The organism is Burkholderia sp. TSV86 (assembly GCF_001522865.1).
Taxonomy (GTDB): domain Bacteria; phylum Pseudomonadota; class Gammaproteobacteria; order Burkholderiales; family Burkholderiaceae; genus Burkholderia.
Window position 1 is genome coordinate 56,423 of the sequence record NZ_LOWB01000042.1, and the last position, 16,457, is coordinate 72,879.

Here is a 16,457-nt window from a genome sequence, read left to right on the forward strand (position 1 = left end):
GACGACGCAAGGCGCGGGCCGCTCGCAACGGCCGCAAGCCGCTAAACTAAGCGGCCCATTCGTTTCAATCACGCAACCGCATGCTGATCAACTGCGCCGCATATCAGGATGGCCGAAAGCTGGCCGACATCGACATCGACGATATCAGCGACTACGTCGCGAAGCCGGAATGCTTCGTGTGGGTCGCGTTGAAGGACCCGGAACCGGCCGAACTCGAAAGGATGGGCGACGAGTTCGGCCTGCACGAGCTTGCGCTCGAGGACGCGCGCAAGGGCCATCAGCGCCCGAAGATCGAGGAATACGGCGATTCATTGTTCGCGGTGCTGCATACGGTCGAACTTGATTCGGACGGCGAATTCCAGTTCGGCGAACTGAACGTGTTCGTCGGGCCGAATTATGTGCTGTCGATTCGCAACGGCTCGGAACAGGACTTCCGGTCGGTGCGCGCCCGTTGCGAGCGCGAGCCCGGATTGCTGAGGGAGGGCTCGGCGTTCGTGCTCTATGCGCTGATGGACGAGGTGGTCGACCGCTATTTCCCGATGCTCGAGACGCTTGGCGCCGAGTTGGAGGCGCTGGAGGACCGCATTTTCGCGAAATCGGGCACAGCCGCGGCGCGCGCGCTGATCGAGGATCTGTATTCGCTCAAGCGCCGGCTCGTGGCGCTCTATCAGCACACCGCACCGCTCGTCGAGCCGTTGTCAAAGCTCGTCGGCGGCCGGATTCCGCAGATTTGCGCGGGCATGGAGCATTATTTCCGCGACGTCTGCGACCATTTGCTGCGGATCGTGCGAACGATCGAAGCCCGGCGCGAGATGCTCGTTACCGCGATCCAAGTCAATCTCGGCATGATTTCGCTCGCCGAAAACGAAGTGACGAAACGACTCGGCTCGTTCGCAGCGCTATTTGCGATCCCGACGATGATCGCCGGAATCTACGGGATGAACTTCAATAACATCCCGGAACTGCATTGGCGCTACGGCTTTTATATCTGCGTCGGCGTAATGCTCGCGGCCGATTTGTTCCTGTGGTGGCGCTTCAGGAAAGTGGGCTGGCTGTGAAGCGGCGGCGCTTCGTCACGCGGGCGGCGCATGCTTGCCGATGACGACAGTCCAGGGCCGCACCCGCCACTGCCTGACCAGGCCGTGCGTCACGTAGGGATCGGCTCGCGCGAACGCCTCGGCGACGGCGGCGGACGCGCCTTCGAACACGAGCACGGCTTCATCGGCCGGCTCGGCGAGCGCGCCCGCGAGCAACAGCTCGCCGCGGCCGCTCGCGGCGCGCGCGAGTTCGAGATGCTCGGCACGATAGGCGCCGCGCCGCTCGAGATAATCGTCGACCAGGTCGTAGATCAGCAGATAGAACATGGGAATACTCGTCTGGCGGTGGTGATCGGGAAGGGCCGCGCTGTTCGCGCGGCGCCGGAATAAGCCGGTTACGGTATGTCGGCCGGAAAGTATATCGCTGGCGCAGGCCGTGTTGGCGGATCGCGCGGGCATGGTGCACGCGTCGCACGATGGTTTGCCGCTGGCACCTGCTGCCATTGCCGGACGCCGTGGAATTGCCGCGCAGGCAAACGCGCGGTTACAAATCGATACTGCTCGCAGCTTGCACAGGCGTCAGACTGGCGCGCATGAACGCCGCCGTGGATCGCTCCGACGACGGCCCGTCATCCGGAATGGCGGCAGCGCCATGACGGCTCGCCGAACGTCCAACCCTACGAATCCGCTCGAATCGATGAAGCTTCGAACCGTGTTACTTGCCGGCCTGTCGTCGGCGATGCTTGCCGCATGCGGCTGGTTTCACGCCGGCCCCGGCGAGCGCGAGATCGACGCCGCCGTGCGCCGCGCGCTCGACGCGGAAAACCGCGGCCCGCTCAACACGCTGCTTGGACAGCCGTTGCCGGTGTCGACCGATATCGCGTCGGTCAAGCCTGTCGGCGATTGCACGAAGGTGGCCGAGCACGCCTACTCGTGCAACGTGGCGATTGTTTGGCACGACACGCAGCCGGACGGCGAGCAGTTATCGCTGCGCACCACGCTGACGTTCACCGAGGATGGCGACGGCACGTGGCAGACGTCGCAAGTCGACGCAGCACTCGCCTCCGGGGTGGCGAAATCGTTGATCGATCGGATCAGCGGCGCGATCGGGGCAAGCGGGGCGCCGCCCGCGCAATAGCCACGGGAAGGAGGGGGCCGCGCCCATACCGCGCGCGGCGGGTGGATCCGCTCGAACGAAATTAGTGATGCGAATAGGTGCCCTCGGGATTCTTGGCGGCTGCGTGAGGCTTGTGATGCTTATGGTGCTTGCGATGATGCGCCGTTTTTGCCGGCGGTGCATCGTTTTGCATCGATGCAGGCGCAACTTGCGCGGGCTGCGCGACGGCGGCCGGCGCGGCTTGGCCTTCGCCGAACTGATAGTTCTGCGCGGGTTGAGTTTGGGCGACGGCGGCCGAGGTCAATGCAAGAGTGGCGCTCGCGGCACCGATGAGAATCGTAAGCTTCACGGGTAGGCTCCTGTCGTAATGGAGGGACGAGCATAACGCGGGGGCAGCATGCGAGACTTTCTGTTTGCCTGCATCGAAGGATTCTTGACCATTGCGTCGTGCGGCGACGTCAATCGCGGCGGTTGTCATCGTCGTATCGATTTCGAAGGGCGTCGCCCCCGCCGCCGTATTGCGGACGGCCGCGCTCCCATTCGTCGCGGTCCCAGTAGCGGCGGCCATCCCAGTAACGATCGCCGTGCCGGCCGACGCTAACGCTCACGCCCGCGCCCGCCGGATACGCGACACAGCCGGCGAGCAGCGGGCCCGCGGCAAACGCGAGCAGGACCGGTCTTGTCATTTCACCAGGCTCCTCAAGCTTGGTTCGTATCCCGAATCATAGGATGCCGGCTGAGCGTGTAAAGGAGTTAAACGCGATGCGCATGACGCTCGGCGGGCGCATGTTCAGTCGGCCGGGGGCGGCAGGTTTTGCACCATCAGCATTTGTGGATTCGACAGAGGAATGCTCTCGGCGCGTAGCCGCTTCAGAATTTCGAACAATAGATCGCTTTTTGTCGACGAGGCGATGCGCGGGCTTGCGACGTAGCCCGTCACGCTGAGCGTGATGCCGTCGGGCGTGAGCTGACTGAACGTGACGGACGGCGAGGGTTTCTCGAGAATCGAAGGGTGTTCGAGATAAGCGCTGAGCAGCAAATCCCGTACCTGTTCGGGATCGGTGTTCAGCGGAAACGTCAGCATCAACGTGGCGACGCCTTGCGTGCTGTTGCCCATCGTCACGTTGCGCAGGTTCTGCGAAATCAGTTGCGAGTTCGGCACGATCACCGTCGAGCGGTCGGAAAGCTGGATTTCGGTCGCGCGCACGTTGATGCGGCGGATGTCGCCTTCGACGCCGGCAATGCTGATCATGTCGCCGACCTTCACCGGGCGCTCGGTCAACAGAATCAGCCCGGACACGAAGTTCTTCACGATTTCCTGCAAGCCGAAGCCGATGCCGACCGACAGCGCGCTGACGATCCACGCGAGGTTGTCCCATTTGACGCCCAGCAGTGACAGCGTGACCAGCACCACCAGCACGTAGCCGAGATTGCTGAACAGCGTGACGAGCGACGCGCGCATGCCAGGGTCCATGCCGAGCGCGGGCAGCAGCTCCGTGTCGAGCCAGCGGCGTACCGAGCGCAACAGATAGAGGCCGACCGCAAGCCCGATCGCCGCGTTCAGGATGTGGTCCGGCACGATGTTGAGCCGCCGCAGTTTGTCCCCGCCGAACACCGACAGCACGCTCGACAGCAAGTCGCCCGGCGTCGTGCCGAAGCCGCCCGTCAGCAGCGCGATGACGGCGAGCAGCAGCAGCACGCTGGTGCCGACACCGGAAAGCACGGTGCGGGCCTGATCGAGATGGCTGTCGCTCAGGCCGAACAGATGCTTGATCAGGCGCCCGCTCGACAGGTTCGCGGCGAACAGGCTCGCCCATATGTCCTGGGTCAGGCGCGTTAGCAGGAACAGGCTGCAAAGTACGATCTCGAACCAGACGAGTTCGTGGGTCAGAAAGCGGGCGAACGAGATATAGCCGATCAAGAGCGCGCCGAACGCCGCGACCACGGTCAGCGTCACGCCTGCATGGATCAGGCCCGCGAGTGTCGAGCTGGCCTCGGGCGGCTCGCCGGCTGCCGCGAGCGCGCTGCGCACCCGGTTCGAGCGGACCAGCGAGGCGCCGATCGTCAGCACAACCACCAGCGACACGAGGCCGCGGCCGAACAGCGTGACCTGAAGGCTGGTGTCGGCCAGCTTGTTCAATAGCTCGAGCGTGCCGGCCAGCATCAGAAGCGCGGCGAGAACCACCGGAAACGGCTTGAGCGCGAGTGCGACCTCGTCCGCGAGCGCGGGCAGGCGCCACGACGGATGGCTCGTGCAGAGCAGCGCACGGCCGAGCCCGGCAATCAGCGCGCAGCCGATCGCAAGCTTCGTGAGCTGGTCGGCGAAGACCTGGAGCGGGGCGGACAGCGTGTAATCGCGGGTGAACGCGGCGTAGACGAACTGCACCGCGATACCCGTCGTCACGACGCTCGACAACGCAATCGACGTGGCGAGCGCGCTGCGCCGCAGGCGGGTTTCCGGCAGCCAATTAAGACAGAGCCATTCGAGCCCTTGCACGATCCACCGACGGCCCGCGGCCCAGACCGCGAGCGCGACGGCCAGGAGCAGCGCGGTGACCAGGCGCTTGCCGGGTTCCCATGCCGCATGCAGCACCTGGCCGATTTGCGCGTTGACCTCGTCGAGCCGCTGGATGTCTTCGCTCGGGGTATCGAAGAGCGCGGACCAAAACTGTGCGCCGAGAATGCTGCCGGAGCGAAGCGCGAGCTGATCGCGCATCAGGCTGCGGTCCAGCTTGGCGAGTTGCTGCGTAAGATTCGCAAGCGTCTCCTTGATGTCGGCGGCTTGCTTCAACGCCGCGTCGATCTGCGCCTTGCGCGCATTCAGGCTCGCGCGCTGCTGCGCAACGGCCGCGGTTTCGGGAGGCGAGCCGGGCGGCGGAGGCGGTCCGAGCACGTCCAACTGTGCCTGCAATTGCGCGCGCTCCGGTTGCAACTCGGCCGTCAGCTTGTCCACGTCAGCGGAGCGCTGCTGCGTATCGGCGCTGAGTTCGGCAAGCCGCTTGCTCGTTGCCGCAGTCGCGGCCTGTTGCTTGATGCGATCCAGTGCGGCCTGCAAGCCCTTGAGTTCGGCCACTGCCGCCTCCAGCGAAATCGGCACTGGCGCGAGCGATGCGGCATCGGATGCAACGGATGCAACACGCGTATCGGCATCGGACGCGGCTGCCGGCAGCGCAGCACAAAGCAAATGCAAAAGGATGGTAAACGCGACAGGTCGCGCGAATTTCGGAAAACTGAACATAGGGAAACCTTACAGATCGGTTGCACGAGCGGACAACCGGCAATACGCGGTAGATTGCCACGGTTTTCCGGGTTGTGTGCTGACGATCGTGCAATCGAATGTCAATGCGTGGCCGACGGGGCGAGGTTTTGACGTGTGCCGCTCTGACGCCGCCAGGAGCGTTCGCGCCCGAAACCTTGACGGGGCGGGGCCCGGAAAGTGAGTTTGAGCAGGTTCACACACAGTTACGAATTAAGCGGCGAGCGGCGCGTATGGTTAGCGCATCCGAATCCGTGTCTGGCGAAAACCCTTGGCGTGGCGACGCGGCATGGCAGAGCGCGCGGCGCTCGAGCGGCAATGGCGCGTGATAGGCGGGCCTAATCCTGCGGATTCCGAAGAGTCCGGTCATCAACGGAGGTTGCGCAGCAATCTACACAGCCTCGCATCGCTTGGAGCGGCGACGCGCCGCGGTTTATCGATCGATCGGCACGCCCGGCGCGATTTTATGCGATCTGAGCAACGCTGATCTTGCGCGGCCCATGTGACACTTGCCCGTTGGGATGCGGATCATGGGCCGGCGGGAACCAGCTTTGCAACGCTGGCATCGGGTTGGCCGAGCGGGGGCGCGGCACGCCGGCAGATACCGGCCGAACGCGGCTTCAACGCAGACTCAGCGCAGCCCAACATTTTCGAATGGAGTCGGGATGGATATCGATAGAGACGTCGAATTGCTCAGGCGCGCGGCAAAACACTGGCAATCGGGATTTTCCGAGCTGCCGGCCTATGCCGATTCGGCGTCGGCAGACGAAATGGCGCCGATACTCGAGCAACTGGCAGCGAAGCTGCACGATAATTATCCCTATTTCCATCCGCTGTATGCGGGCCAAATGCTCAAGCCGCCGCATCCGATCGCGCGCGCGGCTTATGCGCTCAGCATGTATGTGAATCCGAACAATCATGCGCTCGAGGGCGGACGGGCGACGTCCGCGCTCGAAAAAGAATGCGTCGCGCAGATCGCGCGGATGTTCGGATGGGACCATCATCTTGGACATCTTTGCAGCGGCGGCACCGTCGCGAACATGGAGGCGTTGTGGGTGGCGAGCCGCGTCAGGCCCGGCGAAAAAGTGGTCGCGTCCTCGCTCGCGCATTACACGCACGAGCGCATTTGCAGCGTGCTCGGCGTGGAATTTGCAAAGGTGCGCTGCGACGAGTACGGGCGGATGTCGCTGGCCGAACTGGAAAGGATGCTGGCCGACGAAGGACCGGTCGGCACCGTGGTGGCCACGCTGGGCACGACCGCGTGCGGCACGATCGATCCGCTCGACGGCATTCTTGCGTTGCAGAAGCGCTATGGTTTCCGCGTGCATGTCGATGCGGCTTACGGCGGATACTATGCGCTCGCCGACACCCTGACCGAACATGGAAAGGCCGCGTTCGCGGGCATATGCGCGGCCGATTCGGTCGTGGTCGATCCGCACAAGCATGGCTTGCAACCTTACGGTTGCGGCTGCGTGATATTCCGGGATCCGGCCGTCGGCGCGATATACGTACACGATTCGCCGTACACGTATTTCACGTCGGCCGATTTCCATCTCGGTGAAATCAGCCTCGAATGTTCCCGTCCCGGGGCGAGCGCCGCTGCGCTTTGGGCAACGCAAAAGCTGATGCCTTTGGAGAAAGGCGGGCGTTTCGCGCACGACCTCGAGCAAGCGAGATCGGCGGCACTGCATCTGTATGACTTCCTTCAGCGCGACGCCCGCTTCGTCACGTGTTTCCCACCGGAGTTGGACATCGTATTTTGGTTTCCGGCGAGCGCGCGCGCGAGTACGGCGTCGCGTCTATCGCGCGCATTGTTCGAGGCGGCGGCGGCCATACAGCTTCACCTGGCCTTGGCTCATATGCCAAGGTCGCTCGTCGAACCGCATGTGTCCGGCCTGATATGGGATGAGGACAGCGTGCTGTGCCTGCGAGCCTGCCTGATGAAGCCCGAGCACATGGCCTGGCTTGACGAGCTTTGTAAGCGAATTGAGCGTGCGGCCGACGCGGCCATGTGATGATAGATGGCCGCATCGAGCGCTGTCTTGGCGGCGGGCGCGGTCAACGTGATTTCGACGGGACCGCCCTGCGGGCGGGCAGCGCGATACGCAACCGTCAAAAAATGACGTTGCACATGTCCGCTGTCAATCTGGTGAAGGCCGCAATCTTCCTGTAAAACCGGGCGCCACGGGCCACAAGGGGCAGACGCGTTGAGAAGTTAAGGGGGCAGCGCTCAGCGTGGTTAGCACCGGCAGATCCGGCTCGGCACCGCCACTTGAAATCGCAGCAATCGCTTGAGACTATGTACTGATATTCGATAAAACATCTTCCGAACAGGCTGCAAATGACCGCAAAACTTGATATTAAATACAACGAATCATCGTTCACGTCGCATATAGACGGAAAGCAGATTTTTTATCGTGAATGGACTCCACCCGCGGGCATCGTGCCACGCGCCGTCGTACAGATTACGCATGGAATCTGTGAACATAGCGGGCGCTATGACCGGTTCGCCCGCTATCTGTGCACTCGGGGTTATGCCGCCGTCGCACTCGATCTGCGCGGGCATGGCCGGACGGCGGGCGAGGCCGGGTTGGGGCAGGCCGGCCTCACGGCATGGGCTGATATGCTCGGCGACATGGCCCAGTTGTCCAAGCTTGTACTGGGAACCTATGACGGTCTTCCATTGATCGCGTTTGGTCACAGCATGGGATCTGCGCTCACACAGGCTCATATCCAGGGATGCGGACATTTGCTTGCGGGCGCGGTGCTGTGCGGCACGATGGGAGCGTTGCCGGGTATCGATGACGAGGTGCTTGATCAGCTCAAGGCGGCGGCGCACTCGGCTGACGCCAACCAACCTTCGATGATCCTGGCAGGCGTGCTGAAGGCATTCAATGCGCCATTCGAGCAAGCCGACCGGCCGCCCACCGGCTGCGAATGGATGACGGCCGATCAAACTGAGATCCAGCGCTTTCTCGACGACGGACTTTGCGGGAAGCCGTTCTCGAATAGCATGATGTATTCGGTGGCCGAAGGTTTTCGAAATCTGTGGATTGCGCAAAATGAATCAAGGATACCGGTCGATCTTCCGATCCTGATCGTGGCAGGCACCCGCGATCCGGTCGGGGCGAGCACTCATTCGATTCAGTCCTTGATCACGCGTTATATGAAGCAAGGACATCTTGCATTGGCATATCGATTTTATCCCGGCGATAGGCACGAAATTTTGAACGACAGAAACAAGGATCTCGTTCACTACGATATTGTTTCGTGGCTCGATGCCGTGCTGAACCGTCGATGAAGTGACGCGCGTTGTTGGTACGGTGTGATCGGACCCACTTCGTTTCGGATGGAAGCAAGAGGCGCGTAACCAAGCGTTAGCGCTTCTTGAGGGCATATCCCGTTTACGCCTTGGGTAGAAAAGGTCGTGCGTTGAACTGAGTTTGCGCTCAACACCTGTTCGGCCGGCGGTTTGATTTTACATAAGGTAAATTATCGACCAAATTGCTGTGACGGCTATTTAGACGGAATGGTCGCCTCCCGCCTTAACGGGCCGCCCGACGGGAGCGGGCGATCAACGCTCGCTTCCATGCAATGAGCAACCACTACCTGTTCGAGCCCGAATTCTGCAACCGGGCCGCTGGCTGGGAGAAAGGAGTCGTCGAGAAAAACGGCTCGATGTCCTTAATATATGGCTAGAGCCGCTGGAGCAGCTTGGTAAGCGTGCTCTTGCCGGAACCCGAGCGACCGACAATCCCGATCACCTCGCCCGCCGCGATGTCGAGAGAAACGTCGTCGAGCATCGTTGGCCCATCTGGGCGGTAACGGAAACGAACGGATTGGAAACTGATGTTACCGCGTACCGCCGATAGCGTTTGTCGGCTTTGGGCCAGTTCGGGACGGGTGAATTGCCCGAGGGTTTGGCACACCGTGTCGAGCAACAGGCAACCCGTTAGCGGGCAAGTTCCTCGTTGAGCACTGAAAAGAATCTTTCAGCGCGGCCGTGTAGAAAAAAATGGTCGCCCGGAACGATCTCGCCGCGAAAACCACCGGCAGCGTAAGCGCGCCACGACTCCACCGCCTGCGAGCTGCCTTGTTCGTCGCGGCCTCCCAGGGCCACGATCCGGCAGTCCAGACGTAGATGCGGTGCTGCACGGTAAGTCTCGATCGCCTCGAAATCAGCACGCAGAATCGGCAGAATCAATTCGATCACTTCAGGATGCTCGAGGATTTCGGGCGGCGTGCCGTTCATGCACATTACCTCATCGAGGAATTGATCGTCGGGCAGATCGTGTATCGGCCGGCGCTTCATAGGCAGATGCGGCGCGCCGCGGCCGGAGACGATCAAGCACGTCGGCTTCCGCAGGCGGCGGGTCTGGATGCGGCGCGCCACCTCGAACGCTACGCTCGCGCCCATACTGTGACCGAACAAGGTGTAGGGCCGGTCGAGCAGCGGCGTGATCGCCGCCGTCACCTCATCGGCGATTTGGTCCACCCGATATAGCAAGGCATCGCAGAAGCGGCGGCCGCGGCCGGGCGGATGCAGCGCGCGGACATCGACCGTTGCCGCGAGCCGCGCCGGCCAGTCGCGGAACACGGCTGCGCTGCCGCCCGCATAAGGGATGCAGAAGAGCCGCTGCGTGGCGCTGCCAGCCGACGGCGACGGCTCGATCCAGCGGCCGGCGCCGGTTTTCTCCATCAATTCGAATGTCATGGCGCCACTCTCCGAATGAAGTCGGTTGCCTCTCTTACGGCCGCCTTCGCTTCGGGCAGATAAGGCGTCAGCGTGGGCCACGCGTGCGGAAGCCGGCGCCAGACCTTGAAGTCCACCGCGACGTTGGCGCTGCGTGCCTTTTCCGCAACCCGCGCGGCGTCATCCAGCAATACCTCTGTGTCGCTGGCCTGGATGAGCAAAGGCGGCAGTCCCGAATATTCGCCATAGAGAGGCGAAGCAATGGGATGATCGGCGGGCGTGCTGCCCAGATAGTACCGGGAAAAATTCGCTACCGCGGCAGCGCTCAGCATGACGTCAGCTTCGTCATTCGCCTTCAGCGACGCTCCGGTCGCAGCCAGATCGGTCCACGGAGAAAACAGCACCGCGCCGGCCGGCATCGGCTCACCGGCATCACGCAGCGCCAGCAGCAACGCAAGCGCAAGCCCTCCGCCCGAGGAGTCCCCACCGACGACAATCCGGTCCGAAGTTACGCCCTCGGCGAGAAGTTGGCGATAAGCGGCCAACGCATCCTCCACCGCGGCTGGAAACGGATGCTCCGGAGCAAGCCGGTAATCCAATGAAAACGTGCGCGCATCCGCGTCTCTGGCCAGCGCGCCGGCAATTGTTCGATGCGTGCTGGGGGAGCAGAAACAATAGCCTCCGCCATGCAAATAGATGATGATGCGACGAAGCGAGTCGCGGCGCATCGGCGCCTCCGGCTCGATCCACTCGCCGCATAGCGGCCGCACGGTTGTCTCGCGCACCCGCCAGCCACGGGGCGGCTTCACGGTACGGCTGGACCATTTGGCGCTGTGCGCTCGCATGTCATGCGCGGACAGCCCCGGCTTCCTGATTAGGGGCTTGGTCGTTTTGCGCAATAGCCAGGAAAAACACCAGTTTTGCCAACTCACGATTACGTTTCCAATGGATGAAAAAACCGTTGATCAAAAAAGGCGGTCAGATTATGGAATGACGAGTTTTCGGTGCGCGACGATGCCCGCGAGCGCGCCGCTGCCCACGGCGAGTGCCACGCTGCCGCCCCGATGCGTGACGTCTCCGCATGCGAACACGCCTGGCACGGAGGTTTCCATGGATTCGTCGGTGTGGATGTATGGCCCTAGCGGGCCCTCTTCGATCGCGCACCCCAGTTGTTGTGCAACCGGGCTCGATAGACGGGTGCGGTTCATCGTGAACAGGCCATCGAGCACGATGCATCGTCCGTCGGCGAGTTCGACGCTCGCCGTATCGACGACGCGCGTCACCCGTTCGGGTTCGATCGCGACACTTCGCTTGGCGAGCGCATCGCGTTGCCCATCGTCTGGCTCGAACGTTCCATTGGTCAGAAGCACGGTCGCGCCCCAGTCCGGCATCAGCAGTGCCAGCAGAGTCGAAATCGGGCCGTTCCCAAGCACGCCGATGCGCCCTTCGTTCAATTCGTAGCCGTGACAATAGGGGCAGTGATACACGCTGCGGCCCCACCGCTCGGCCACGCCTTCCAGATCCGGAATCTCGTCGACCACGCCGAAAGCAAGCACCATGCCGCGCGCGTCGAAGTGCTGCCCCGATGCGCTTTGAACGACAAAACCGATATCGGCGCGTTTGGCGTGAACCACGATGTCGTCCAGCCACTGCACGTTCGGGTACGCCAGAAGCTGCGCCTTGCCGTCTGCCGCGATCTCTTCGGGTGCACGCCCGTCCTGTCCGATCAAGCCCCGCGATAACGCGGCGAAGCGGTTGCGGCGCATGCCGGCATCGGCCACGAGTACGCGCCGGCGGGCACGGGCAAGCTGCATGGCGGCCGATTGTCCGGCATAGCTGCCGCCAATCACGATGGCGTCGAAGTGCGTCGAGGAACGTTTGCTATCCATGAATGATTCATCCTTTGACAAAGGGAAAACTACATTCGAGACAAGTGGATGCGCGGAATCGAGCCGCTCTGCCCGACGGCATCAATCATCCAGTTGACGCAGCCAATGCCCGATCCGTTTGGCCAGCCCTGCGACGGCGGGCTCCGCCATCATCGACAGATGGTCGCCGTCGACGCTATCCACGTGGACATCGCGGCAGAGTTCAGTCCAGCCATAGGCGGAATCGCTTTTGTCCCAGCCGTCGTCGGGGTGCGTGCGGGCGGCGCGGAACAATGCCAACGGAAACGCGGCCCGCGCGGACGGCGCATAGATCGCGCGCCGCGCGGCGGCGTAAACCGCAAAGGCAGCGGGCGTGACATGGACGGTGAAGCCCGCGCCGTTGGCGCGAGACTGTAGCCGCGCGACTTCGGCGCGCAATCCCACGTCGCTGACATCGCCGCGCGAAGGCAGCCGATGCGGGGCGAGCGTGTCGAGCAGGATCACCGCCGCTGACCGGCCGCGCGCCTGTAGGCGCAGCCCCATCTCGAACGCCACCCATCCTCCGAAGGAATGGCCGACCAGCACGGCCGGATCGTCGGCGTCCGACAGGCTCGACAGATGGTACTCGGCGAGTGCTTCGACACTCGGCAGCGGTGCCTGTGCGCCGTCGAGCCCCGGCGCTTCAAGGCCATGCAAACGCCAGCCGTCCAGATCGTTCAGATGCGCGGCAAGGCGGGCGGCGTACAACGGCGAGCCGGGATTGCCGGGAACGAAGAAGATCCGCGCTGCCCCAGGGGAACCGGCGTGGCCCGCGAGGCCGTCGGCAAGCGCCTGTGCGATCGCGCCTAGGCGGGCGTCCTGCAACAGCTGGGTCATGGGCAAGCGCACCCCGGTTGCGTTCGCGAGACGATGCAGGAAATCGACGGCGAGCAGCGAATGTCCGCCGAGATCGAAGAAGTTGTCGTCGAGTCCGACATGGCTGCCGAACAGATCGCGTGCCAGCGCGACGACCATCCGTTCTTCGCGGGTCTCGGGCGCGCGCGGCACCGCCCGCTGCACGGGAGCGGGCGGGATTGCCGGACTTTCGAGGCAAGGCAGATCCTCGTGCGCCACCAAACGCACCGCTGCCTCACACAGCAGCGATGCCAGCCCAGCCGCCGTTGCGTCGTCGATAAAGCGCTGGTTGTACAGCAGGCGTGCCATGCCGTCCGGCGAAATCCTCAGCAGCAACGGGTGATGCGAACGCGCGCCGCTACCCGGCTCCGCGGTGACGGACAACCCCGCGCTGGCAGGCGCATCCTGCTGCGGCAGGTGCTCGACTACCACCAGATTGTCGTAAAGACGCGTAGCGACGGCGGCGGCCTGATGTACCTCGGCCGACGACAGATATTCGAACGGGCGCTGCTCGAGCTGCAACGCATCGATCCGGCTCAGCAACTCGCCTACCGTGGCGATATCGGTCATCCGCACATGCAGCGGAAAGGTCGCGATGAACGGTCCGACGATGCGCTCCACGCCTGCAAGCGTCGGGGGGCGGCCGTGTGTGGTGACGCCGAACACCACGTCGTCGGTCGCGCGAAACGCGCGCAGAACCAGCGACCATGCGGCAAACACCGCAATCGCGAACGCGACTCCGTGGGCACGCGCGACATCGACAAGCGCGCTCGCATCGATGCCCGTGACCTCCGCGAAACTGTCGGCCGACGCTCGCGGCATCATTGGGACTAAGCGGGGCAATGCGCTGACACGCTGACGCCAGAATGCGGCCGCGACGGTCGCATCCTGCGCGTCGATCCAGTCGACGTAATCACGCAACGGCCGCGCAGGCGGCACCGGCCGCCCGCCGTCGTAGTGGGCGAGCAAATCGGAGAGCGCCACCGCGATCGACCAGCCATCGGTGATGAGATGGTGATGAGTCCAGACGATCCGATACGCGTCGTCCCGCAGCCGGATCACGGCGAAGCGCCACAGCGGCGCACGGTTGACGGCGACGCCTTGCACGCGATCCTCGTCCAGCCAGGCCGCCAGCGCCCGCGGATCGTCCTCGTTGCCCGCGCCTCGCCAGTCTTCCCATGTCACTGCGGGCTGGATGCGGTCGAACACCACCTGCACTGGGTGCTCAGCGTCCCATGCGAAACAGCAGCGCAGGCTCGCATGAGTCTCGGCGGTGCGTTCGACGGCCGCGAGGAAACGACTGCGATCGAGATCCCCGCGAACCGACAGCACGGTCTGTTCGATGAACATGCCACCCTTGGCCGCACCGTGCGCGCTTTCGAGCAACATTCCGCGCTGCGACGGCGCAAGTGCGTGAATGTCCTGAACCTTTGCCTTCATAGCCGTGCGCTCCCGCAGACTTCCGATGCGCGGCTCAACAGCCAGCGCACGATCAACCGGCTGCGGGGCACGCGCTGTCCGTTGCCGCGATGCCGCAGCTCCAGTTGCTGCGTGATCACGGCGAGCCGCAGCAAACCGTAGGCGTACCAGTACGCCGGTTGCGTCACTTCGCGCCCGGTGGCCTCTGCGTACAGGTCGACCAACGCTTCGCGCGTCGGAGCGCCCGGCGCGCAGCTTGGCCCCGGTGCATCGAGCTGCAACAGCGACGGGTCCCGGGCTTCGATCCAATAGGCCAACGCAATCCCGAGATCAGCGAGGGGATGGCCGACGGCGGCCAGTTCCCAGTCCACCACCCCGACCACCCGCGCGGGATCGCCCGGATCGACGAGGATGTTGTCGAGCTTGAAATCGTTGTGCAGGATCGCCGCCGGCGAGGCGTCCGGAAGCCGTTGCGTCAGCCACTGCGCGACGGCGTTGAAGTCCTCGCCGGCGTGCGCGCCCTCTTCGTCGTTCCAGCGCCGCCGCCATTCGCCGAGGCTTCGGCGCAGATAATCGGGCGTGTGCTCGGCCGGCGCGATTTCTACGGCATGCAACGCGGCAAGCGCGGCGATGAAATTCCGCGCGAGGCGGCGCGCGGTGTCGGGCAAAAGCGGCCCGCACGCGACCGGCGAAACGCCACCGAGCCGTTCGACCAGCAGCAGCGTCGAGCCATCGTCGGCTGCGTCACCGACCGCGAGCGGCTTCGGCGCGAGCGGAAAATGCTCGCCGATTCGTTGCAGGACGGCGAATCGGCGCTGCGCTTCCCTTGCCGCTTCAGCCGGCAGCAGATAGGCAACGACATCGCGATCGCCGGTCCGCACGAGAAAAACCTCACTGGCCCGCCCGCCGCCGATACGCGTCGCCTGAGCCGGGCCGCCGGAGTGGCCAAGCGCCGCCAGGGTCCGCTGCGCTATTGCGTCGTTCATCGGCTTTCTCTCCGAAATGCGGCCAGCGCATGGCGCGCCACGAGCGCCTTGTGGACTTCATCGGGGCCGTCGTAAATGCGTCCAGCGCGCTCGTGGCGCCAGAGCACGTTGAGAACCGTGTCGCCGCTGACGCCGAGCGCGCCTTGCACCTGCAACGCATGGTCGAGGACAGCCTGCGTCACGCCGGCCACGAAGAATTTCGCGATCGAGATATCGATCTGCGCGCGTTCGTGCAGGCTTTGCAACCGCGACGCCGCCTGGGTGACGAGCAGCCGCGCGGCGTCGATGGACGCGCGGCTTTCGGCGATCCAGTTCTGCACCGTTTGACGCGACGACAGCAGTTCGCCCATGGCCAGTTCGCGGCGGCACGCCCGCCGGCACATGATTGCAAACGCGCGCTCGCACACGCCGACCCAGCGCGCGCAATGATGCAAACGCCCGGTTGCCAAACGCGCCTGCAATACGATGAATCCCTCGCCGCGCTTGCCCAGCAGCGCGTCTTCGCCTACCCGGCAGTCGTCCAGTTCAAGTTCGCCGTGACTGGCCCAGCCGCGGCCTTCGTCGCCCATCACGCGCAGGTTGCGAACGTGCCGGTAGCCTGGCGCGTCGGCCGGCACGATGAAGGTGCTGGTACGCGCGTGCAATGGCGAGGTCTCGTCGGTGACGGCCAATACGATCGCGAACGCCGCCTGGTCGGCGCCGGACGCGAACCACTTGCGGCCGCTCAGATGCCATGCGCCGTTCTTGAAGACCGCCTTTGACTTGATGGACGAAGGATTCGAACCGGCGGAATCCGGCTCCGTCGCCGCGAAGCAACTGCGGATCTCGCCGCGCAGCAACGGGGCGAGCCAGCGCCGTTTCTGCTCGGCCGTCGCGTATTCGGAGAGCACCTCGATGTTGCCCGTGTCGGGCGCTTGATAGTTGACGGCATAGTGGCCGAGCGGCGATCGGCCGAGGATTTCTCCGACCTCGACCAGTTCGAGCAGGCTCAGCCCCATGCCGCCGTCCGCGCGCGAAACCTGAGGAAGCCACAGGCCCCGCGCACGATTGGCCGCGCGAATCCCGGCCATCAATTGCGGTGGACTAGACTAAATCTGACAGTGGTTGGTTTTTCATGCTGGCGCGCATTGGCGCGAAGGGCGTAGCCCGTAGCGGCAATGCGCGCCGCGAACAGCAAGGAGTCCACC

The 16,457-nt window shown here is 63.9% G+C and carries 15 protein-coding genes; 4 read left to right on the forward strand and 11 right to left on the reverse strand.

Annotation, left to right across the window (positions count from 1 at the left end):
• The first annotated feature begins 80 nt into the window (after positions 1-80).
• Positions 81-1,058, forward strand: coding sequence for a magnesium/cobalt transporter CorA (corA, locus tag WS68_RS07575; RefSeq protein WP_059570209.1), 978 nt, complete (start codon positions 81-83; stop codon positions 1,056-1,058).
• A gap of 15 nt (positions 1,059-1,073) precedes the next feature.
• Here the strand turns inward: corA and WS68_RS07580 are convergent, their stop codons facing one another.
• Positions 1,074-1,364 (reverse strand): YciI-like protein, encoded by a 291-nt coding sequence (locus WS68_RS07580; protein WP_059570210.1) that lies wholly within the window; start codon positions 1,362-1,364, stop codon positions 1,074-1,076.
• A 370-nt stretch (positions 1,365-1,734) separates the two neighbouring features.
• Between WS68_RS07580 and WS68_RS07590 the strand changes: the two genes are divergently transcribed.
• Positions 1,735-2,175 (forward strand): hypothetical protein, encoded by a 441-nt coding sequence (locus tag WS68_RS07590; protein ID WP_059570229.1) that lies wholly within the window; start codon positions 1,735-1,737, stop codon positions 2,173-2,175.
• A gap of 61 nt (positions 2,176-2,236) precedes the next feature.
• On the opposite strand, the gene WS68_RS07595 is transcribed toward WS68_RS07590, so the two are convergent.
• The 3 genes from WS68_RS07595 to WS68_RS07605 all read right to left on the reverse strand — a co-directional run bounded on the left by WS68_RS07595 (position 2,237) and on the right by WS68_RS07605 (position 5,392).
• A complete protein-coding gene (locus tag WS68_RS07595; RefSeq protein ID WP_059570212.1) occupies positions 2,237-2,503 on the reverse strand; it encodes a hypothetical protein in 267 nt (88 codons plus the stop codon).
• A 109-nt stretch (positions 2,504-2,612) separates the two neighbouring features.
• Positions 2,613-2,840 carry a hypothetical protein gene (locus WS68_RS07600; RefSeq protein WP_059570213.1) on the reverse strand — a complete coding sequence of 76 codons (228 nt, stop codon included), beginning with the start codon at positions 2,838-2,840 and terminating at the stop codon, positions 2,613-2,615.
• A 104-nt stretch (positions 2,841-2,944) separates the two neighbouring features.
• Positions 2,945-5,392 carry a DUF3772 domain-containing protein gene (locus WS68_RS07605; RefSeq protein ID WP_059570214.1) on the reverse strand — a complete coding sequence of 816 codons (2,448 nt, stop codon included), beginning with the start codon at positions 5,390-5,392 and terminating at the stop codon, positions 2,945-2,947.
• 683 nt (positions 5,393-6,075) lie between these two features.
• Here WS68_RS07605 and WS68_RS07610 point away from each other — a divergent pair.
• Together WS68_RS07610 and WS68_RS25795 are read left to right on the forward strand one after the other, a co-directional pair.
• The gene (locus WS68_RS07610; protein WP_059570215.1) at positions 6,076-7,425 is read left to right on the forward strand and encodes a pyridoxal phosphate-dependent decarboxylase family protein; all 1,350 of its coding nucleotides are present in this window, start codon (positions 6,076-6,078) and stop codon (positions 7,423-7,425) included.
• A 326-nt stretch (positions 7,426-7,751) separates the two neighbouring features.
• Positions 7,752-8,711, forward strand: coding sequence for an alpha/beta fold hydrolase (locus WS68_RS25795; protein WP_082709868.1), 960 nt, complete (start codon positions 7,752-7,754; stop codon positions 8,709-8,711).
• A gap of 394 nt (positions 8,712-9,105) precedes the next feature.
• Here the strand turns inward: WS68_RS25795 and WS68_RS29550 are convergent, their stop codons facing one another.
• The 7 genes from WS68_RS29550 to WS68_RS07650 all read right to left on the reverse strand — a co-directional run bounded on the left by WS68_RS29550 (position 9,106) and on the right by WS68_RS07650 (position 16,340).
• Positions 9,106-9,213, reverse strand: a complete 108-nt coding sequence (locus WS68_RS29550; RefSeq protein WP_442857149.1) for an ATP-binding cassette domain-containing protein — start codon at positions 9,211-9,213, stop codon at positions 9,106-9,108.
• Positions 9,214-9,362: 149 nt separating this feature from the next.
• Positions 9,363-10,205, reverse strand: coding sequence for a thioesterase II family protein (locus WS68_RS07625; protein WP_231752969.1), 843 nt, complete (start codon positions 10,203-10,205; stop codon positions 9,363-9,365).
• Positions 10,121-11,035 (reverse strand): alpha/beta hydrolase, encoded by a 915-nt coding sequence (locus WS68_RS07630; RefSeq protein WP_059570218.1) that lies wholly within the window; start codon positions 11,033-11,035, stop codon positions 10,121-10,123. The genes WS68_RS07625 and WS68_RS07630 overlap by 85 nt, the downstream gene beginning before the upstream one ends.
• A gap of 51 nt (positions 11,036-11,086) precedes the next feature.
• On the reverse strand, positions 11,087-11,992 hold the full coding sequence (locus tag WS68_RS07635) for an NAD(P)/FAD-dependent oxidoreductase (RefSeq protein WP_059570219.1): 906 nt from the start codon (positions 11,990-11,992) through the stop codon (positions 11,087-11,089).
• An 81-nt stretch (positions 11,993-12,073) separates the two neighbouring features.
• Entirely contained in the window at positions 12,074-14,305 is a 2,232-nt protein-coding gene (locus WS68_RS07640) for an alpha/beta fold hydrolase (RefSeq protein WP_059570220.1), read from the reverse strand.
• Positions 14,302-15,270 carry a phosphotransferase family protein gene (locus tag WS68_RS07645; RefSeq protein WP_059570221.1) on the reverse strand — a complete coding sequence of 323 codons (969 nt, stop codon included), beginning with the start codon at positions 15,268-15,270 and terminating at the stop codon, positions 14,302-14,304. Before WS68_RS07645 ends, WS68_RS07640 begins: the two co-directional genes overlap by 4 nt.
• The gene (locus tag WS68_RS07650) at positions 15,267-16,340 is read right to left on the reverse strand and encodes an acyl-CoA dehydrogenase family protein (RefSeq protein ID WP_442857150.1); all 1,074 of its coding nucleotides are present in this window, start codon (positions 16,338-16,340) and stop codon (positions 15,267-15,269) included. The genes WS68_RS07645 and WS68_RS07650 overlap by 4 nt, the downstream gene beginning before the upstream one ends.
• Between the last annotated feature and the right edge of the window lie 117 nt (positions 16,341-16,457).